The organism is Psychrobacter sp. 16-MNA-CIBAN-0192, assembly GCF_040309565.1.
GTDB lineage: Bacteria > Pseudomonadota > Gammaproteobacteria > Pseudomonadales > Moraxellaceae > Psychrobacter.
Window position 1 is genome coordinate 18,627 of record NZ_JBEOOX010000011.1, and the last position, 20,295, is coordinate 38,921.

Below are 20,295 nucleotides of genomic sequence, written 5' to 3' on the forward strand. Positions count from 1 at the left end.
AATAAGCTACGGCTGTACCCAATTAACCACGCGCGTCTCCATCTCTTCATCATCCATCCCGATTTCAGTCACGCAGCGCCCTGCCACACCGACATTAGCTGCGCGCATTTGTTGCTGGGTTGCCACTGCATCTTGGGTTAACAATAAATGCCAGCTTGGCAAGTTTTGCCCTTTATATAAGCGCTTATAAGCGCAGTGCGACGGTAGCCACATCATATTGGGCAGATTATTAATCGTCAGCTGAATACAATCTGGTACGTGCTCTTGGCGAGTCGCGTAATGCCTGCAATAGCCCGTCGCGCAGTCCATAAGCTGACAAGTCACATCGGTATACTCGACCAGACTTTCATCCACGTTGCCATCTTCATCTTCGTCGATATATTTAATCAGGCAGCAGCTACCGCAGCCATCACATAAAGCTTCCCACTCGCTAGGGTTTAATTCCGCTAACGTATAGCGCGACCAAAATTGCGGACGCAGGGATTCCGTCGCGTCATTTTCAGATAATAAAGGCGTGTCTGTATCGACATTTAAGCCGGATTTATCGTTATTTAATAAATTTAAAGTCATAAAGTTGCGTCGCATATTGATAAAGAGCGTTACAGTATTATAGCTGTTTTTGCAGAAGTTGGGCGTTATGGTAGTACGGGTAAATATTAGTACTGGTAAGTAAATGACGCGTTATTAATAAATATAAACCAATAATACTCAATCTAAAAAAACTTCAACTATAACAAGGACACTATTATGTCAATTAAGACCTTTGAACTTATTAGCACCACCGAAAATGGTGTACAACTTATCAGCTACGTGGCATTACCAGAAAACGCTGCTGACGATAAACTCGTAGCCGGTATTTTAGTGGCACCAGAATGGTGGGGCGTGGTCGAGCACCCAAAAAATACTACCGAACGTTTGGCAAAAGCCGGTTATGCCGCAGTCGCTATGGATGTCTACGGTGAAGGCAAACTAACCTCAGATGCTGCGCAAGCCAATATATGGATGGAGCAAGTACTAGAAGACCCAGATATGCTGATGGCACGTTGCCGTTTGATTCTTAATGATTTTAGCGATCAACTTGCCGTTGACGGTGATAACTTAGGTGCAATCGGTTTTTGTTTTGGTGGCAAAATCGTCCTTGATATGGCGCGCGAAGGCATGCCTTTAAAAGCCGTTGCTACTTTCCACGGCAATCCATCACCTAAGCAGCCTGCTGATGAGAAGTTCACTGCCAAAGTTTTGGTAGCACATGGTCGCGATGATTCGATGGTATCGATGGAGGCTATTGAAGGGCTCAAAGCAGAACTGGATGGCGCTGATGTTGACTATACTATTGATGTCTATGACGGCGCGAAGCACGGATTTACCAATCCACAAGCTGATGAACGCGCTGCCAAAAATGGCGTAGATTTAGGTTATAACGAAGCCGCAGCGAAACAAAGCTGGGACAATATGCTGGAATTTATGAAAGCTAATTTAGGTTAAATAAGCTTTATAGATACATTTTCAATAAGCGCAGATAGGTATAAATGTGGCGCGCTGGACGCGTCACTCTTGTGCTTAGAACCAAATAGCGTCATTATCACTCAATGGACAGACAGATTGAGTGGGGATGATGCTATATTTTTTGATGGGTTCTTTAGGCTGGCTAGTAGTGATTACCTTACTAGTAATTATGATTGCCCTTTATATTAGGCTGCATCAGCAACTGGCACAATTGCGGCAAGATATGACGCAGTTAAAGAGCAAGCTTGAACAGCAAATAATTGAGCAAAAAAAGGAAAATGCAAGCTCAACTCAACACTCCGTATCTGCTCACTCTGTAGCCGATAGCGCACTCAACGAATCTACTGTAGAAAAAAATTCTGCGATAAATACTACTGCTATAAAAAGCATATTTGACACTGACTTACCCATTGAAAATTTAGTGTCTTCAACAGCAATGTCAATGCCGCCACCGTTACCGCTTGATGACTCAACATCTAACCCTCTATCAAATAATCTTGTATCATCGCCTGCAACGCAACCACTCGTGCCTGAAAATCAGCCTTTAAGCGATAAAATAAATACTGCACTGATAGAGCCTGACGAGCGCTCAGTTCCTATCGTCACCTCCCTTTTTCATTCTGTACAAAACTGGTTTTTGGGCGGTAATTTGGTCGTGCGTGTCGGGGTCTTAGTGTTATTGGTTGGCGTGGTGTTGTTATTACGCTTGCTTAGTGAATATATCGAGATTCCGATTGGTATTAAGTTATCAGCGATTGGGGTGGCAGGGGTGGCACTTGCCGGACTGGGATTCAAACTTGCACCCAAGCGCTTTGCGTACGGTATTACATTGCAAGGCGCAGGACTGGCAACCGCTTATTTAACCACTTTTTTTGCTTATAGCGTTTATCAGGTGATGAGTAGTCTGCCCAGCTTTTTAACATTGGGAATAATATCAGCAATCACAGTAGCGTTAGCCGTGCGTCAAAACGCGTTTCCTTTGGCATTAATGGCATTATCCGGTGGATTTTTTGCGCCCATTTTGACCAGTCAAGATACGGGCAGTTTAACGGCATTATTTAGCTATTACTTATTATTAAACGTGACCATTGCTGTTATCGCTCATTATCGTCCATGGAAGGTGCTCAATTTATTCGGTGCGGGCGTGACGTTTGGGCTGGCATATTATTGGGGATTGACTGAAAGCTTAACGGCAATCATTGCTAATCAGCGCTGGACGTTGACGTTGCTCGTGGCGCTACACGTTATACTTTATTTATTCGTCGTCATCCGCTATGCCCAGCAAATCATTGCTTATAACGATGACAATGAAGTCGCTACCGTTCATGCCATTACTGCCAGCAATAATGAGCAAATTATTGATAGCAAAAGTCAGCACAACAGCTATGTGTTTCCCATTGATATCGGGCTGCTGTTCTCCGTACCATTATTGGCATTTGGGTTATTTTCAGCATTACTGCATGATATTGAACACGCTTTAACCTTAACCAGTGCCATTTTAGCGGCGGTATACTTGGGACTTGGTTGGACATTTATTCAGCGCAGTCAGCGTTATGCGTTAATTACGGAAGGAATGCTGGCATTAGGTTTTGGCTTTTTAGCCTTGGTGATTCCGCTGGCATTAGATGCAGAGTGGATTGCCTTTAGCTGGTCGGTACAGGGCTTAGCGCTGGTATGGTTTGGGCGTCGCTCACTGCGGGCGTGGTCGGTATTATTGGGTTTAATATTGCAGCTCGTTAGTGTTGCTATGTTATTGAATAACTTCATGGGCATCGACCATTATCCAACACTCGCTTTAACGATTTCTGCCATCAGTGCCGTTGCCAGCGTCTTTATTTTACGTGCCGGCAATTCGCCTGCTTTAGAGATTCAAAACCTAACAATTGCTTCTGATAAACCCCAAAACTCACTGAATGACCATCACACATTATCAGATTATGCCAAAGCTTTAGGCATCAGTGACACCGCCGCTCAGCAATGGCTTGCTAGTATTAATAGCCAAAGCGTGACGTTTAAACTCATTTGGCAACGTCCCGCTTTAATACGCTTGTTGACGCTTACCGCGATGGGTTGGTTGCTATACGTATTGATAATCGATTTTGATGAATGGTTTGCCAGTTGGCAATTGGCAACGACGGCGCTGATTGCATTGGCAACGTTAACCAGTCTTATCCTTTATTATGCCGTAAATCAATACCGTCCGTGGCGTGAGGTCAGGCAATTTAGCCATGGTTTGCTGCTGTTATTTTATACCATGCTACTATTTCAACTGCCGCAAAAGTATGAATTCGGCTATCAATGGAAAAGCTTTTATTGGTCAATATTTATAACTTTAATCATCGGCTGGCTAGTGTTTGGTCAATTATGGTTAAAAACATGGCATGGCTATACCAATAAAGATAACGATAGCGGTGCAGAATTGAAAAGCTACGATAGCGCCAGTTGGCTTTGCACGGGCATTATCATTATTGCCGAATTGGTACATTATAAATTACCGGATTCAAAAGGCGTGGTCACTATCCTTGTGCCTATTGCGCTCATGCTGACTGGACTGTGGTTAACATACCGTCAGCAAAATTATAATCAGACGGAAAGTTCTTCTTCAGGGCGCACGCTCTACTGGTTTAATTGGCAAGAAGCACTACTTAATAGCGCCAAAATATTTGTACCATTAACCTTGGGCTGGGTAATTTGTACCAACTTTACCTACGATGGCGTTATTTGGGGACTGCCTTATTTCCCATTATTCAACTTATATGATGTGACGTTATGGCTGGTAGTATTTTACGGACTGGGCGTGTATTTATTGCGTCAACGTGGCATGCAACAGCAAAATCTATTCACCGCCATTCGCAAAAGCGACACGTTACTGATTGTGTTGACCCTGATTGGTTTTTGGATAGTCTCTAGTATGTTGGTCAGAACGTTGCACGCCTTTATTGATACGCCGTTATGGATTGGTAATTTGTACAATAATACTGGTTATAGTAATACGGGCAACGCATGGGACAGCGAGCAAGTGCAAACGGGTCTGACTATTTTATGGACGCTGCTGGCATTGTTCGCCACCATTATCGCCAGTCGCTATTGGCAGCGCGCGCTGTGGTTTATGGGCATTGGCTTATTGGGTATTGTAGTCTTAAAACTGGTTTTAGTTGATTTATCACAGACAGAAGCGATTTGGCGAGTAATTTCTTTCCTTGGTGCAGGCAGTTTGATTTCACTGATTGGCTATTTAGCGCCGTTGCCGCCTGTGCATGATGAGACTGCAAAACTACCAGAATAATCATTTCTCATTGAGACAAACTAAAGTTGTAGCGGGAGCACTTTTTCGCATCCTTACTTTTTAGCATCAGTACGTGGCTTATGTAGTAAACTGAACGTCATTGCTTAAAGCGACGCATTGTCACTTTTTAGCATCCTATTTTATGAATAAAAGGTTATAACAGCAAATGGATACGAGAGCGAATATTCAGTGGTTCCCCGGACACATGAACAAAGCGCGCAATGAAGTCAAAGAAATCATGCCGCAAATGGACGTGATTATCGAAGTGCTCGATGCGCGCATTCCGTATAGCAGTGAAAACCCGATGGTCGCCACCCTGCGCGGTGACAAGCCGGTGATTAAAATTTTAAATAAAGCCGACCTTGCCGATCCTGAGATGACGCAAGCATGGATGGATTATTTTGAACAAGAAGATGGTGTCAAAGCACTGGCTTTTGATGACAATAAAGCGGCAGACGTACACCGTATTATTGAGCTTTGCAAAAAACTCATGCCCAATAAAGCCGAATCAGGCAGACAGATTAAAGCGATGATTTTGGGTATTCCAAACGTCGGTAAATCGACGTTGATTAATACTTTAGCCGGTCGCGCCGTTGCCAGAACGGGCAATGAGCCTGCCGTCACCAAGTCGCAGCAGCTGATTAAACTTGATGGTGGCATCATGCTGTATGACACGCCCGGTATGCTGTGGCCAAAAGTGGAAAACGCCAATTCAGGTTATCGCTTGGCGGCAACGGGCGGTATTCGTGATACAGCATTTGATTTTGATGATGTTGCTGGTTATACCGCTGAATATTTGTTGCAGGCGTATCCTGAGCTGTTAAAAGAGCGTTATAAAATTGAACAATTACCCAAGACAGATGGAGAGTTCTTTGAAATCGCAGGGCGCAATCGAGGGTTATTGAAGAAAGGCGGTGTCGTTGATATTTACCGCATGTCAGAAATCCTTGTCAATGAGCTGCGCAGTGGTACGATTGGGCGCATCAGTCTGGAAACCCCTACTATGCGTGAAGCGGAAGAAGCCGTTGTTGCGGAACAACGCATTGCCCTTGAAGAAAAAAGAGTGGCTAAGGAAGAAGAAAAACGCTTGCGTCGCTTAAAGACGCGGAAGAATCGGAAGTAGGTTTTTGTTTTTCTGTTTAACATTATGAGAAATTTTAGAACTGTTTTTCAATTAACACAGGCTGTCCATGACCCCATCTGCAAAAACGATTCAAATCTTCTTACCAACGGGTAATCCACGCGGTATCCGTAGTGCTGAAATGACTACTAGAACTGCTCGTCTTATCGAAGTGCCTAGAGTTCATATGAAAGAATTCTTAACCATGGAAGATTCAGCTCAAGTTGGTTTGTATTTTTTGGTAGGAAGTAGTGAATTAAACGGATTACCGCAGTTATACATTGGACAGTCAGGTGAGTTGCGTAATCGTATTCAACAGCACAACCTGAAGAAAGATTTTTGGGAGCGTGCTTTTGTGATGCTATCAACCAATAACACTATTACTCAAACTCATGCTCTTTACTTAGAATACAAAGCTATTGAAACAGCAAAACAGGCAGCCCGCTACGAGTTATTAAATGGTAATAATGGCTCATTACCTCACACGCCTGCCCCGCTCAAAGCAGATTGTGAAGAATTATTTCATACATTAAGTATTTTATTATCAACGATGGGGCAACCCATATTTGAAACCTTAAATATTAATGAGCATAAAATTTACCGTGCTGAATTGGCGTCTATTGTTAACACTGCCAATCAGGCTACAACAAAAATAGAGATACCTACTATCGAGCTTGCACCGCCATTATTTTACTACAAGGTTAAAGATGGCGATGCTCAAGGCTACTATGACGACGATGGTTTTGTGATATTAGCAGGGTCTTTGATACGAAAAGCGCAAGTAACATCAGCGCCACCATTTATAATTAGGTTAAAAGAGGGTTTACTGAGTAGTGGTAAATTAATCGCAGTAAATGACAAAAGCTATAAATTGACTGAAAACCAACTGTTTAAAACACCCAGTGGCGCTAGCGCACTAGTATCAGGGCGTTCTACAAATGGTTGGATTGAATGGAAAAATGCTACCGGAGAAACTTTAGACAGTATCTATCGCTAATGCCTTTAATCCTACCGTGCGACCCTCATATAATCCGCATACTTTTAAATTGCTTGCCTACTGCTTATGACAGCCATCGCTACGTTTGCCCATACCGACACTAACTTTGACACCTTCGCCCTGCGTCTTCTCGCTTGGTTTACCGATAACGGTCGCCATGATTTACCGTGGCAACAACACCAGACCGACACGCCCAATCCTTATATCGTTTGGCTATCAGAAGTCATGCTACAGCAAACCCAAGTCACTACTGTGCTGCCCTACTTTGCACGTTTTATGGACAGCTTTCCAATCGTGCAAGATTTAGCCGCAGCAGAATGGGATGCGGTCGCAGAACATTGGGCGGGATTGGGTTATTATGCGCGGGCGCGAAATTTGCATAAGGGCGCGAAGCAGTTGGTTACCGTGATTGATGAAACTGGCGATTTTCCGCAGACCTTGGCAGGATGGGAAGCTATATCTGGTGTGGGGCCATCAACCGCAGGTGCGATTATGGCGATGGGCTTGCACCGTTATGGCGTCATTTGCGATGGCAATGTTAAGCGAGTATTGACACGCTGGGCAGCCATTGACGGTGATATTACTAAGTCCGCAACCACTAAAGAATTATGGGCATTGGCGGAGCGTTTAACCCCAACAGAGAATTCAGGATTGTTCGCCCAAGCCATAATGGATATGGGCGCAACCTTATGTACAAGGCGCAAACCTGCTTGCTTATTATGTCCATTACAAGACGATTGCTTGGCACATGCGCAAAATCGCGAAGAAGAGTATCCAGTAAAAGCTAAAAAACAGCCCAAGCCTAGCAAATTTAGCAATGCGTTACTGATTCAAAATGCGGATGGCGAGATATTATGGCTACAACGCCCTGATAATGGTATTTGGGGTGGATTATGGAGCTTACCACTGGAGTTTATCGAAAAAACAAGTGGCAACGTCAAAGTTAAAACTATTACTAAACAGACAGAAGCTTTTGATGAAAAGCCTTTAACAGTAGCAAGCAACGAAAAATTATACGAGGTAGAATTTACCACCGCTGAGCAAATCATTAATGAATGGCTAAATAAGAATAAATTGGTCGCAACAGCTATCAATAAAACTTTATTGGACGATGCACCGATTAAACATTCACTGACTCATTTTCATTGGTATTTAACACCGCAATTATTAACCGTAAATACTGAGCAAGTACAAACATTGACCGAAGCATTGCAAGCTGCGGATATTAATATCAATTGGTTAAACGCTGAAAATGCGCAGGCAACGCTTGGATTACCACGAGCGATGGTCAAGATTTTAGAATAAACCTTTATGCATAATTGCTTAAAACAACCTAATAAACCGATATAAAAAAGCGACTCAACATATATTTTGAGTCGCTTTTTTTAATTATAACTTTAGCTATAAAAGGATAGGCATTAAGATTTCGGCACGCGCAAACGCATCAAGCCTTCCTGCTGTACGGTCGCTACTAATTTACCGTCTTGCCAAAACTGACCATGATTTAGCCCCATTGCATTAGAAGTGGTATCGCTCCACATGTCATACAGCAGCCACTCATTCATATCAAAATGACGATGAAAATGCATCGAATGGTCGATACTCGCCGCTTGTAACCCACTGGTCATAAAGCTGACGCCATGCGTCATTAAGCCCGTCCCTACCAAATAAAAATCTGATGAAAATGCCAATAGCGCCTGCTGAATGGCTTGCGGCTGTGCGCCCAGCTCGCGGATGCGTAGCCAGTTGGCTTGTTTAGGTTTCATCGGTTCAGGATGAATGGGGTCGCGCGGTTTAACGGGTTTAATCTCAATATGACGGCGGCGCATAAAGCGCGCTTTGAGCGCGTCTGGCACCTTACCAACATAGTCTTCTTTTAACTCTTGCTCAGCAAGTAAATCTTCTGGCGGTGGATAAACAGGCATATCCTCTTGATATTCTAAGCCCTCCTCCATTGGCGCAAATGACGCCATCATGGTAAATATAACCTGCTCAACAGGGGGCTGACCCTTCACTTGCTTGTATTGTATTGCTGTTACTTCACGTGCTGACAAGCTGCGTCCATCACGCAAGCGGCGCACTTGATAAATCACTGGCTGAGTAATATCGCCACCCCGTAAAAAATAGCCATGTAATGAATGACATGGTTTATCTTCAGTAAGGGTATTCGACGCTGCCATAATTGCCTGCGCCAGCACTTGTCCGCCAAAGATACGCACGCCAACATAATCATGACTTTTGCCTTCAAAAACATCAGGGCTCACTTCAATGAGCGTTACGGTGGCAAGCAGTTCATCAATCAGTTGCGAGTAATCGGACATGACAGCACGTTTCCTTATTTTTTATCCTTAATCCCATATCATGCTGATATCAGTGCGATACAGTTCAGAATAGCAAAAATTATTTAGCGTTAATAATGTGTTATCAACAGTAAAATCGTCCATGACTGCAGGGTTCATAAACGATTATCCTTAGGCGTTTATTAATAAAAATCAAACATCTTACCTAATATTTATCGCCTTGACCAGTTACGGAATGCTACTGAGCCAGCATTAGTTTGACTGACTGGGTTAGAGCTTTATGATGTCGCCCAATTGACTAAAATAGTCATATAAAAAAAGAGGTACTATATAGTACCTCCTTTTAATTAGGAAATTATGAGCATAATAACAATGAAAGCTTCAACACTTTAAGGTTTTACCGCTACCAGTACCCGAATAGAATCCGGCACCAAGGATAAGTTTGCCAATGCTTGCTCGCCTTGCGCCTTTAACTGTTCTAAACGCTCAATTTCTTCAGGACGGACGTTCGGGTTGATGGTTTGTAGATGCTTAAGGCGTTTGATTTCACGAGACCATTGCTGGCTAAAGCGTTCACTTGCCTGCGCACCGATATCCGCCAGTTGTTTTTTGGCAATCTCTTCGGCATCATAATAGCGGTTCTCAATTACATCGCCGCGCACTTTAATCACTTGGCGCGCGCGGTTTTTATCCAAACGCTCAACGTGCGGCATAATCATCTCAGCACTGATACGTGCGGATAAATCTGACCCTTGTTCACTGATAAAGACACGGATGTTCTGAGTTGATAAGGTCGCAGGCAAGTTAAGAAGTTTTGGGGCGATAGCTTCTACGCGGAAGTTTACCTCAATCATCACCATCCCTTGGGGCATGGCAGCACTTTTTAGCGTGGCGACCGTGGTATTACCAAAGGTGCTGGTGGTTGCCAGCTCGTAGATTGCCTGCATCAACGGATGCTCGTGAGTAATATATTCGATATTTTCACGTTGCAGCGCCAGCTCTCGCTCATACGTTAAGGTCATACCGTCTTCGTCACCCAGCGGCAACCCATCGATATACTCACTGATTTCCGTACTGTCTACGGGTGCAATCACCCATGAGCCATCGCGCTGCACGCTATATTCAATATTCGCCGACGCTAAAAAGCGCTCAACGAACTTTGGCAATACATTATGGCTGTCAAAATCACGCATGGCGTCGGCAATACGACCAGCGACGCGTGGGCGACATGAGTTGTATTCCAACAAACGGTCGCGACCGGCTTGCAGTTGGGCTTCAAGCTCGAGACGTGTTTCCAGCGCATCAGTAACCACTTCTTGCATAATCGCCCGATTCTCAGCTGTATCCGCACCTTCTAATAACGGCTTTAATTCAGCAATATATTGCTCTTGCACACTTTGCGCGGTTGGCGATATTTGATTAAAAATATTCAGCGCACTGTCATACCACTGATATAACCGCTCCTGCGCTGTACTTTTAACATATGGCACATGCAAGGTGATTTCTTGCGTCTGCCCAATACGGTCTAGGCGACCAATACGCTGCTCTAACGTATCAGGATTAGCCGGTAAATCCCATAATATTAGCTGGCTTGCAAACTGGAAATTACGCCCCTCAGAACCAATCTCCGAGCACAATAAAATTTGTGCGCCTTCACTATCCGCAAAAAATGCTGCCGCTTGGTCACGCTCTAGCAAGGTCATTTGCTCAGTGAAAATCGCGGTTTTAATACCTGCATGCAGACGTAATACCGCCTCCAAACTCTCAACGGTTGCACCACTACGGGCAATCAATAATACCTTTTGGTGTTTTAGCTCGCCTTTTAGGATATCAATCAACCAAGGCACCCGCGGGTCATCTTCTAACCAACCACCATCGGGCTGATTTTCTTCGCCCCACAACTGCTCACGCAATTTACCGCAGGTTTGATAGCTGTCTATCCATGCTTCAGGTAATGGCAAAGGATACGGCTGACTGCTACGACCATGAAAACCTTTGACACTTTCACGGGTATTACGGAATAGCACGCGACCCGTACCATGACGGTCAAGCAATTCATTGAGCGCATGGGTGCGTAATTTTTCATCATCATTAATCGTAGATAACTCATCGAGACTGATATTCAATAAGCCCGATAACGCCGCAATTTGCCCGTCACTTAATGGTTTATCTTCTATTAACACGCCAGCAACCGCGGCAGTTTCGGCAAAGGCATCTTGTCCGGCAATAAATTCATCTAAATCATCAAAACGATTGGCATCGAGCAGACGCAAACGCGCAAAATGGCTTTGCGTGCCCAATTGCTCAGGCGTTGCGGTTAATAACATCACACCCGGCGTTTCTTCGGCAAAATCTGCAATCAAGTCATATTTATCATTACCACCACGCTCTTCATCCCAATGCAGATGATGCGCCTCATCAACGACCAATAAGTCAAAACCCGCTTCCATCGCTTGGTCATACAAGTCAGGATGATCAAGCAATAAATCCATACCGGCAATCATACATTGCTCAGTTAAAAAGACATTTTGCTCAGGGTCATGTTCTTTAATTGCCGCCGTACGTACCAAATCAAACAGTGCAAAATTCAGATTAAAACGGCGACGCAGCTCAATCATCCATTGATATTGCAAGCTGTCCGGTACTAATATCAGCACGCGTTCCGCTTTACCAGTCAGCAGTTGCTGATGAATAATTAAACCGGCTTCAATGGTTTTACCCAAACCCACTTCATCGGCAAGCAAGACCCGTGGGGCGATACGTTTTCCCACTTCATGTGCAATATACAGCTGATGCTCGATAATATCGACGCGCGCGCCCATCAACCCTTTAAGGGGATGACCAGCAAGTGCCGCTTGCATGCGCAAGATATCTTGACGCAGCTCATACCAATCGCCACGCTCGATACGCCCAGCAAGCAGGCGCTCAAGCGGTTTTGCCAAGGTAATATTAGCGGCAAGGCGAGTTTCCATGATGCCTTTATCATAGCCATCGACACTGTATTTGAGCACGCCCATCACTTCATCAACAGCAGTGACGGTATGGGTTAAGCCTTGTTGGTCGCAAATACTATCGCCCACTTTAAATACCACGCGCGATAAGGGCGCGGAGTTTTTTGCATAGACCCGTGTTTCTTCACTTTGCGGAAATAAGATATGCACACAGCGGTCGTCAACATCGACAACCACACCCAAGCCAAGCTCGGACTCCGTATCAGATAAATAGCGTTGACCAACAGCGAATTCAGAATTATGCAATACAGCGGCAGAGATAGTCATAGGGCGATGTCTTTTGTACTCAGATGATAAGAAAAGTGGTAATAACCGTCATTTAATCAATCACGGCATAAACGTGTCTATTATATAGCGTTAGCAGCTAGATGCATGCGCTAACTTACTTTTTCAAGAGTATATTTATCTAAGCTATTGGATAGACTACTAAATTTTGGAAAAATGACGATTATCTATAAAGGATAAGTAAGATGCAAGTTTTCAGATGTGGGTTATTAAAAGGAAATTAATTAAGGATAGTTGAAACTGCAATCGCTAGAACTTTAAATATCGTCAAGCTAAATGGTGCTTGACCATAATGACGTGCTACATTAGTAGGCGCACTTTAAGAGTTATCTGTGAAATCCAGTATGACCCATAAAATTATAAACCATCATTTACGACTAATTAACCAACCACAAATAATAACTTATTATCAGGAGCCGCTATGCGCGCTGTATTTTTGGATGAAGGATCTTTTTCAGATGATATTAACTTGCCAGCACCGGCAGGGATTAGCGATTATATTACTCATAATGATACGCCACAAGACGACCAAATCATTATTGAGCGTTGCCAAGATGCGGAAATTATTTTTACCAATAAAGTAAAAATTAGCGCTGAGGTGATTGCCAAACTGCCCAAGCTTAAATTGATTCAAATCACGGCAACGGGTATGAATAATGTCGATCAAGACGCCTGTATCGCTCATAATATTGCCTTATATAACGTCGCAGGTTATGCAGTAAAAAGTGTGCCTGAACACACTTTTATGTTGATGCTAAACGCAATGCGTGCAGGCATTTATTATCACCAAAAAGTGATTGATGGCACGTGGGAAAATGATGGTAATTTTTGCTTGCTTGATATTCCGCTCATCGATTTAGAAGATAAAACGCTGGGCATTATTGGTATTGGCACGATTGGTAAGCGCGTGACAGACATCGCTCACGCTTTTGGGATGACCGTATTGTGGGCTGAGCATCAAGGGCGTATGCCGCGTAACGCTGACTATACCGCATTTGATGAGGTATTGGCGCGTGCAGATGTGATTAGCTTGCATTGTCCACTAAACGAACAAACTGAGCATTTGATAAATAAAGACACCATTGCCAGAATGGGTAAAAAGCCCATTCTCGTGAACGTCGCGCGTGGTGGTATTGTCGATAGCCAAGCCTTAACGGATGCCATTCATGATGGACAAATCAGCGGTTATGGCAGCGACGTCTTTGAGCAAGAGCCTATCATTGTTGACGACCCTTTATTAACATTGAAAGACCATCCGCGCGTTATTTTTAGTCCGCATAATGCATGGGGCAGTAGAAGCGCGCAAGAAACCTTATGGCAAATACTCACTAAGCAAGTCAGCACCTTTATTGATAATGATGCAACCAAAGCATAACTTCTCAAACAGCATGGTTCAAAAGATAGAGTTAATAAATACAGTCTAACCAGACACTTAATTAAAAAGGAACCGGACTTTCCCAGTTCATCCACGCACCCAGTACCGGATGCTTGAGGCGCAGTTGCTGAGCATGAAGGTTAAGGCGCGGCGCAATGGTCAGTGCTTTATCTTCCGCATAAATAGGATCGCCAATCATCACGTGACCGACATGCACCATATGCACACGCAGTTGATGGCTGCGTCCGGTCACCGGCTTCAACGCCACGCGCGTGACCATCTGCCCTGCACATTCTTCATGCGCTAATACTTCATACAAGGTTAGCGCGTGTTTATCCCACTCCAAATCCACAATATGGCGCGGCTTAGTCGCAGGCTCATAGCGGACTGGCACTGATATCTTGCCCTTCGCGCCCACAGTTTCCCATTTACCAAACACTCTTGCCTGATAAGTCTTTTGCGGCATGCGCTCAATAAATTGCTTACTGATATGCGTTTGCGCGGTGGCGTTTTTTGCAAAAATAAGTAGTCCTGATGTATCCATATCTAAGCGATGAATCAGCTTTACTGCCGGATTTGCGCGCTCAAGTCGAGACAACAAGCTTACCTTTAATGTCTTACCGTCCACACTTAGCAGCCCTGCTGGCTTATCAACCACCCAAATATCATCGTCTTCATAAACCGTAATATCTCTTGCAAATGTCTTAAAAAAATCGGGCGAATGCTGGATTTCTTGCTGGTTGAGCGCATCGATAGCGGCATCGGAAAATGGCATAAATGACTACTTATTATTAAGTGAATTGTTATTAACGGAATTGGTCTTAAATGAACTGCATTGAATTAGAGCGAAATAAAGAAAAATGTTTACGCCATATAATGACCTAATCAGGACGTAAACTTTGAAAAAAACGGTTTAATGAATATCCCAGTACCATCTAAAATGAAATAACCACTGGCAAAGTTAATACTCGATAAGCGGGTTACTTTATGTTTCGATTTATTGTACTAAACGTAATTGTTGATTAATTTAACCTGTTTTCGAGCCTTCATACGCAAAATACATGGTAAGATAATTGCAAATTTTTATCCATGCTAACTTCTTTAAAGCCTCTAATTTGTAAGCTCTGCTTGCATTTTTTTACTAAGAAAGAAGATACAACAAGAGAGAGAACATTATGTCAGACCTTATTGTAAATACTACCGATGCTGATTTTGATAAAGATGTTTTAGAATCAGATGTGCCGGTATTGGTTGATTTTTGGGCAACATGGTGTGGTCCTTGTAAAGCGATTGCCCCTATTTTAGAAGACTTGGCTACTGAATACCAAGGTAAAGTGAAAATCGTTAAGGTCGACGTTGATCATAACCCACAATCTGCCAGCCGCTTTGGTATCCGTAATATTCCAACCTTGTTTGTTTTTAAAGGTGGCGAAAAAGTAGATTCAGTTATGGGCTTACAGCCAAAAGCTGAGCTGGCTAAAGTACTTGATAAACATTTATAAGCGCTTGAGCGATTGTTATTAAAAAGTCTTACTTATAGGTATAAAAACTAGCCATCGCTTTATTGACTTAATTTGGTAAGACAGCTTTAAGTAAAGTATATGAAAAAGCCATTATCGACTGCAGATAGTGGCTTTTTTGTTCGTTTTTTGTAGAAAAAGATGATTATCGGAATTTTTTAACAAAAATAATTGACAAGCCTAACGTGAAAACCGTATAGTCTGCTGACAAGAGAAAATAGTAGTTTTCATACGCGCCTTGTCGCTGTTCTCCTCGTGTTTATCAATACAAAACACAACTATCATTACCAAGTATAGCTACTAAATACATTTAACAACCGATACAGAGCTCTGTTTTGACTCTTGTATTGCTTTTTTGATTTTCTTTTTTGTTACCTCACCATGATTTTGGTCAGATGACATAAACCTGATCGATAACAATGCAGGCTGTTTAAGACTCAATTCTGTACCTATCCTATATTGCTACACTTCCGTAATCTTAATCAATGTTGTGGGTTGTCCAGCTACTGGCATGCCTCACCCGATAAATAGCTAATGACTTATCTATGAATTTAACTGAATTAAAGAAAAACTCAATCGCTGAGCTGTTGGCGATAGCCAAAGATATGGGTCTTGATAATATGGCGCGTAGCCGTAAACAGGACATCATTTTCGCGATTTTAAAAACCCATGCTCGTAACGGTGAGGCCATCTACGGTGATGGCGTACTTGAAGTGCTTCCAGACGGTTTTGGCTTTTTGCGCTCCTCTGAAGGCTCTTATTTGGCAGGACCTGACGATATCTACGTCAGCCCAAGTCAAATTCGCAGATTTAGCTTAAAAACTGGCGACAGTATCGCTGGTACTATCCGACCACCCAAAGATTCTGAACGCTACTTTGCCCTATTAAAGGTAGGGGAAATCAACTTTGATACCCCAGATCGTTCACGTCATAAGCTCATTTTTGAGAATTTAACGCCCCTTTTCCCAACTGAGCACCTTAAGCTTGAGCTTGGTAACGGGACGACTGAAGATTTGACGGGTCGTATTATTGACCTGATTGCGCCGATTGGTAAAGGTCAACGTTCTATCATTGTGGCACCGCCAAAAGCGGGTAAAACAATGTTGTTACAACATATCGCCCAATCGATTACCCGTAATAATCCTGAATGCTATCTGATCGTTTTACTGATCGATGAACGCCCAGAAGAAGTCACGGAAATGGTACGCACGGTACGCGGTGAAGTGGTTGCATCGACTTTTGATGAGCCACCGCAGCGCCACGTTCAAGTAGCAGAGATGGTTATTGAAAAAGCCAAACGTCTGGTTGAACACAAGCAAGATGTGGTTATCTTGCTAGATTCTATTACTCGTCTAGCACGTGCTTATAATACGGTTATTCCATCATCGGGCAAAGTATTGACCGGTGGTTTAGATGCCAATGCCCTTGAACGTCCAAAGCGCTTTTTTGGTGCGGCACGTAACGTTGAAGAAGGCGGTAGCTTAACCATTATTGCCAGTGCGCTGATTGATACTGGTAGTAAAATGGACAGCGTTATCTTTGAAGAATTCAAAGGTACGGGCAATCAAGAGATTACGCTTGAGCGTGACTTGGCAGAAAAACGCGTCTTCCCGGCAATTAATATTAAAAAATCTGGTACACGTCGTGAAGAGCGTTTACTCGATGAAGATAAATTGCGTAAAGTTTGGATATTGCGCAAATTATTGCAGCCGATGGATGGGGTGCAAGCTACTGAGTTCTTATTAGATCGCCTAAAAGAGGCGAGAACCAATGATGAATTCTTTGAACAAATGAAGCGTAAGTCGCAAAACTAGCACAACCATGCTGGTATAGATTGTCTCATTTTAAAAAAGATCGCCATTAAGCGGTCTTTTTTTATCTCTTATAGTTATGAGTTCTACAGAAATGCCTAAAAACAGTTAGCGTATTATCGATATAAATACAATAATACTAAGCTAATATCCTACCAATGATACTTGAGCGTAACATCACTTACACAATATTTGTAAAGTTTAGCGCTTCTACTACGACAACCTTGATACAAATAGCCTATTATTAAAAACATAATAGATATGCATGGTTAATTTAATTAACTAAATTTATTCTTAATTTTTATGAATATTAAATTTTTAAGTATTCATGTCATAAACAATTTATTGCTTAGATTAGAATTTACTGTGTATCCCATCATTTATCACAACTTATATAGGTACTCATATGAAATTTGCTAAAACGATCGCTATGACCGCTATTGCTAGCTCAGCCCTTATTATGACTGGTTGTAACACTGGCTATGGTTATAACAGTGGCTTGAGCAATACTGCTAAAGGTGCTGCTGCTGGCGCTGCTGCCGGTGCGCTTATCAAAAGTGGTGGCGACAGTAAAGACATCGCTCGTGGCGCGATTGGTGGTGCTGCAGTTGGTGGCGCAGGTGCATATATTCTTAACAATAACAGAAGATAATAGCCAAGTTATTGGTTAACATAATCTAGACCTTTCATACACGAGTTATATCCTAGGTTATGAGAGTGTTCTAAAACGTCAAAAGCCTGCAATCACTATTGCAGGCTTTTTTAATGGCTGGTACTTATAACTGTAAACTTGATATCTTAACGATTATGTATTGCGATTATGATAGCGCGCCACTAAAAGTATCACAAGATTGTACATTACCACTTTCAAGTCCACGGCTAAACCATTGCACACGCTGCTCGCTGGTTCCATGAGTAAAGCTGTCTGGCGTTACCGCGCGACCACTGGCTTTTGCCAAGCGATCATCACCAATTTGACTGGCGGCATTAATTGCCTCATCGATATCACCCGGTTCGATAAACCCACCTTCTACCAAAGATTGATTGCGATTTGCCCAAACGCCAGCAAAACAATCTGCCTGTAACTCTTGCAGTACAGACAACTTATTGGCTTGCGCGCGCGTGACTTGACGACTGGCCTCATTGACTTGCTGAGTAATGCCCAATAAGGTTTGCACGTGATGACCTACTTCATGCGAGATAACATAGGCTTGGGCAAAATCTCCCGCTTTGCCTTGATTTTCAGCATCGCCTGAACCTTGCTGATCACCGCTAATCCCTAGATTTTGGCGCATTTCTGCAAAAAATGAGGTGTCAAGATAGACAGTTTGATCGCCCGGGCAATAAAAAGGTCCTGTAGCTGAGGTAGCACTGCCACAAGCCGAGCTAACTTGTCCGTTGAATAATACCAATGATGGCTCTTTATAAGTTTGCCCGCCTTCTGTGAATACTTGATGCCACACTTTTTCAGTATCACCAAGCACTACCTTAACAAATCGGGTATCACGATCGTCATCTGTAGCAGGTTCGGTACTGTTACCACCTCCAGCAACCACTTGTCCTGTCTGTAGCGCTGTCATCGGATTGACTCCAAATACCAGCCATAAAATCCCAGCGATAATAATACCGCCAATACCGCCGCCTACCATTTTGCCGCCACCAGCGGAGCGCACATTTGAGCTGCCTTGCCGTCCTTGCCATTTCATAATTGTCTTCCTTAAAGAATAGTTATATAGGGGTTATTACCAGTATCTAGAGTGCAAATACTTACAGATCAAAACCTTCAACGTCGCCAATTAACACGCCTTTTAGTCGATTAATTTTAATTATATCTTTACGATAATAAGCTATCGGCGAGCTTAACCTAAAATCCTGCTGAAATGCAGTGATACTCTGCTCTGTCGCGTTAATTATACGGATTGTAAACAGCGCTATTGTATTAAAATCGCCATTAAACTGAGTACTTCAAATATTAATTACAACTTTATTGTTACTTAACTGTACAACCTCTTTTCTTTTCAAATGAAAGAGTATAGAATGCGTGAAAGCTGAGTAGCTGTAACTAAGATTAGTTGACTTTCGAGTATATCGAAAGCTCAACTTTTTTCTACGTTATAGTTATAGTTACTGCTCATTTCATTTTTCCGGAGAAATCGTATGAAACTTAAATTACTTGCTTTAGCTGGTATCATGGCCGCTTCTATGGGCTTAACTGCTTGTGATAGCAACAAAGAAAATGCACAAGAAGATGTTGTTGATGCACAAGAAGATGTTGTTGATGCACAACAAGATGTTGTTGAAGCACAAGACGATGTTGTTGATGCACAAGATGGCGCCGTTGTAGCTGACACGCAAACCACTACTACTACCACTGGAATGGATACTGAAGTTCCTATGGACGGTACTGCTGTTGATGGTGCTGCTGTTGATGGTGCTGCTGTTGATGGTATGGATACTGCTGCTGCAAATGCTGCTGATACTGTTGTTGTTGAAGAACCAGCTCAGTAAGTATTATTGTTTATACAATAAATACCACTGTAGTAAAAAAGAGAGCTTATGCTCTCTTTTTTTATGTCTGTCATTTAGGGTCAAAGATAATAATAATAAAAAACAACTCATAAAAATTAGTAATATAGCTGGTGTTAATAAAGTATCGGCATGAGCTTCAATTCTTTACTAACCCATGTTAGCCCTTCCTGCTATTTCTTATTATATCAAACGCCGCTACAATATATTAAGCTTCAAATAAGCGCTCATCAACCTTTTGACGAAATTTTTGTCCTGTCTTAAAAGTAACCACGCGGCGGGCAGATACGTCAACCGGCTCTCCTGTTTTTGGGTTACGACCTGGACGACTACTCTTATCTTTAAGCTCAAAATTGCCAAAGCCTGAAAGTTTAACTTCGTTGCCAGCAATCAAGCTCTCTGACAACTCATCAAAAAAGTTCTCAACCAAGCAGCGCCCTTCTTGACGGGTTAGGTTAAGCTGATACATGAGATGCTCAATCATATCAGATTTGGTTAAGGTGCTCACAGTACGACTCCTATCTTAAATGGTGCAGTATTGATATATCATAATGACAT

The 20,295-nt window shown here is 42.8% G+C and carries 16 protein-coding genes; 10 read left to right on the forward strand and 6 right to left on the reverse strand.

Annotation, left to right across the window (positions count from 1 at the left end; translation table 11 throughout):
* Positions 1-6: 6 nt before the first annotated feature.
* Positions 7-570: a YcgN family cysteine cluster protein gene (locus AAEY78_RS09355; RefSeq protein WP_352339079.1), complete on the reverse strand. Its 564-nt coding sequence runs from the start codon at positions 568-570 to the stop codon at positions 7-9.
* Positions 571-747: 177 nt separating this feature from the next.
* Between AAEY78_RS09355 and AAEY78_RS09360 the strand changes: the two genes are divergently transcribed.
* The 5 genes from AAEY78_RS09360 to mutY all read left to right on the forward strand — a co-directional run bounded on the left by AAEY78_RS09360 (position 748) and on the right by mutY (position 8,214).
* Positions 748-1,485: a dienelactone hydrolase family protein gene (locus AAEY78_RS09360; protein ID WP_352339080.1), complete on the forward strand. Its 738-nt coding sequence runs from the start codon at positions 748-750 to the stop codon at positions 1,483-1,485.
* A 127-nt stretch (positions 1,486-1,612) separates the two neighbouring features.
* Positions 1,613-4,792 (forward strand): DUF2339 domain-containing protein, encoded by a 3,180-nt coding sequence (locus AAEY78_RS09365; protein WP_352339081.1) that lies wholly within the window; start codon positions 1,613-1,615, stop codon positions 4,790-4,792.
* Between the two features lie 166 nt (positions 4,793-4,958).
* On the forward strand, positions 4,959-5,915 hold the full coding sequence (gene ylqF / locus AAEY78_RS09370) for a ribosome biogenesis GTPase YlqF (protein ID WP_352339082.1): 957 nt from the start codon (positions 4,959-4,961) through the stop codon (positions 5,913-5,915).
* Positions 5,916-5,982: 67 nt separating this feature from the next.
* On the forward strand, positions 5,983-6,909 hold the full coding sequence (locus AAEY78_RS09375; RefSeq protein WP_352339083.1) for a GIY-YIG nuclease family protein: 927 nt from the start codon (positions 5,983-5,985) through the stop codon (positions 6,907-6,909).
* Between the two features lie 66 nt (positions 6,910-6,975).
* A complete protein-coding gene (gene mutY / locus AAEY78_RS09380; RefSeq protein ID WP_352339084.1) occupies positions 6,976-8,214 on the forward strand; it encodes an A/G-specific adenine glycosylase in 1,239 nt (412 codons plus the stop codon).
* 113 nt (positions 8,215-8,327) lie between these two features.
* Here mutY and AAEY78_RS09385 read toward each other — a convergent pair whose 3' ends face one another.
* Positions 8,328-9,230, reverse strand: coding sequence for an acyl-CoA thioesterase (locus AAEY78_RS09385; protein WP_352339085.1), 903 nt, complete (start codon positions 9,228-9,230; stop codon positions 8,328-8,330).
* A 368-nt stretch (positions 9,231-9,598) separates the two neighbouring features.
* Positions 9,599-12,487: an RNA polymerase-associated protein RapA gene (rapA, locus tag AAEY78_RS09390; RefSeq protein ID WP_352339086.1), complete on the reverse strand. Its 2,889-nt coding sequence runs from the start codon at positions 12,485-12,487 to the stop codon at positions 9,599-9,601.
* A gap of 439 nt (positions 12,488-12,926) precedes the next feature.
* Between rapA and AAEY78_RS09395 the strand changes: the two genes are divergently transcribed.
* The gene (locus AAEY78_RS09395) at positions 12,927-13,880 is read left to right on the forward strand and encodes a D-2-hydroxyacid dehydrogenase (protein WP_352339087.1); all 954 of its coding nucleotides are present in this window, start codon (positions 12,927-12,929) and stop codon (positions 13,878-13,880) included.
* A 61-nt stretch (positions 13,881-13,941) separates the two neighbouring features.
* On the opposite strand, the gene AAEY78_RS09400 is transcribed toward AAEY78_RS09395, so the two are convergent.
* Positions 13,942-14,655, reverse strand: a complete 714-nt coding sequence (locus AAEY78_RS09400; RefSeq protein ID WP_352339088.1) for an RluA family pseudouridine synthase — start codon at positions 14,653-14,655, stop codon at positions 13,942-13,944.
* A 400-nt stretch (positions 14,656-15,055) separates the two neighbouring features.
* On the opposite strand from AAEY78_RS09400, the gene trxA reads away from it, so the two are divergent.
* The 3 genes from trxA (at position 15,056) to AAEY78_RS09415 (ending at position 17,863) form a co-directional block, all read left to right on the forward strand.
* Positions 15,056-15,382: a thioredoxin gene (gene trxA, locus AAEY78_RS09405; RefSeq protein ID WP_352339089.1), complete on the forward strand. Its 327-nt coding sequence runs from the start codon at positions 15,056-15,058 to the stop codon at positions 15,380-15,382.
* Positions 15,383-15,945: 563 nt separating this feature from the next.
* A complete protein-coding gene (gene rho, locus AAEY78_RS09410; protein ID WP_352339090.1) occupies positions 15,946-17,214 on the forward strand; it encodes a transcription termination factor Rho in 1,269 nt (422 codons plus the stop codon).
* Positions 17,215-17,617: 403 nt separating this feature from the next.
* Positions 17,618-17,863, forward strand: a complete 246-nt coding sequence (locus AAEY78_RS09415; RefSeq protein ID WP_352339091.1) for a YMGG-like glycine zipper-containing protein — start codon at positions 17,618-17,620, stop codon at positions 17,861-17,863.
* Between the two features lie 166 nt (positions 17,864-18,029).
* On the opposite strand, the gene ypfJ is transcribed toward AAEY78_RS09415, so the two are convergent.
* The gene (gene ypfJ / locus AAEY78_RS09420; protein ID WP_352339092.1) at positions 18,030-18,917 is read right to left on the reverse strand and encodes a KPN_02809 family neutral zinc metallopeptidase; all 888 of its coding nucleotides are present in this window, start codon (positions 18,915-18,917) and stop codon (positions 18,030-18,032) included.
* A gap of 451 nt (positions 18,918-19,368) precedes the next feature.
* Between ypfJ and AAEY78_RS09425 the strand changes: the two genes are divergently transcribed.
* Positions 19,369-19,719 carry a hypothetical protein gene (locus AAEY78_RS09425; RefSeq protein WP_352339093.1) on the forward strand — a complete coding sequence of 117 codons (351 nt, stop codon included), beginning with the start codon at positions 19,369-19,371 and terminating at the stop codon, positions 19,717-19,719.
* 226 nt (positions 19,720-19,945) lie between these two features.
* Here the strand turns inward: AAEY78_RS09425 and AAEY78_RS09430 are convergent, their stop codons facing one another.
* Positions 19,946-20,245, reverse strand: a complete 300-nt coding sequence (locus tag AAEY78_RS09430) for an integration host factor subunit alpha (RefSeq protein WP_352339094.1) — start codon at positions 20,243-20,245, stop codon at positions 19,946-19,948.
* Positions 20,246-20,295: the final 50 nt, after the last annotated feature.

Coding starts and splice junctions, on each gene's coding strand:
- AAEY78_RS09425 (WP_352339093.1), top strand. CDS start 19,369: ATGAAACTTAAATTACTTGCTTTAGCTGGTATCATGGCCGCTTCTATG.
- AAEY78_RS09400 (WP_352339088.1), bottom strand. CDS start 14,655: ATGCCATTTTCCGATGCCGCTATCGATGCGCTCAACCAGCAAGAAATC.
- AAEY78_RS09395 (WP_352339087.1), top strand. CDS start 12,927: ATGCGCGCTGTATTTTTGGATGAAGGATCTTTTTCAGATGATATTAAC.
- AAEY78_RS09415 (WP_352339091.1), top strand. CDS start 17,618: ATGAAATTTGCTAAAACGATCGCTATGACCGCTATTGCTAGCTCAGCC.
- AAEY78_RS09365 (WP_352339081.1), top strand. CDS start 1,613: ATGATGCTATATTTTTTGATGGGTTCTTTAGGCTGGCTAGTAGTGATT.
- rho (WP_352339090.1), top strand. CDS start 15,946: ATGAATTTAACTGAATTAAAGAAAAACTCAATCGCTGAGCTGTTGGCG.
- trxA (WP_352339089.1), top strand. CDS start 15,056: ATGTCAGACCTTATTGTAAATACTACCGATGCTGATTTTGATAAAGAT.
- AAEY78_RS09360 (WP_352339080.1), top strand. CDS start 748: ATGTCAATTAAGACCTTTGAACTTATTAGCACCACCGAAAATGGTGTA.
- AAEY78_RS09355 (WP_352339079.1), bottom strand. CDS start 570: ATGACTTTAAATTTATTAAATAACGATAAATCCGGCTTAAATGTCGAT.
- AAEY78_RS09375 (WP_352339083.1), top strand. CDS start 5,983: ATGACCCCATCTGCAAAAACGATTCAAATCTTCTTACCAACGGGTAAT.
- mutY (WP_352339084.1), top strand. CDS start 6,976: ATGACAGCCATCGCTACGTTTGCCCATACCGACACTAACTTTGACACC.
- ylqF (WP_352339082.1), top strand. CDS start 4,959: ATGGATACGAGAGCGAATATTCAGTGGTTCCCCGGACACATGAACAAA.
- rapA (WP_352339086.1), bottom strand. CDS start 12,487: ATGACTATCTCTGCCGCTGTATTGCATAATTCTGAATTCGCTGTTGGT.
- AAEY78_RS09385 (WP_352339085.1), bottom strand. CDS start 9,230: ATGTCCGATTACTCGCAACTGATTGATGAACTGCTTGCCACCGTAACG.
- ypfJ (WP_352339092.1), bottom strand. CDS start 18,917: ATGAAATGGCAAGGACGGCAAGGCAGCTCAAATGTGCGCTCCGCTGGT.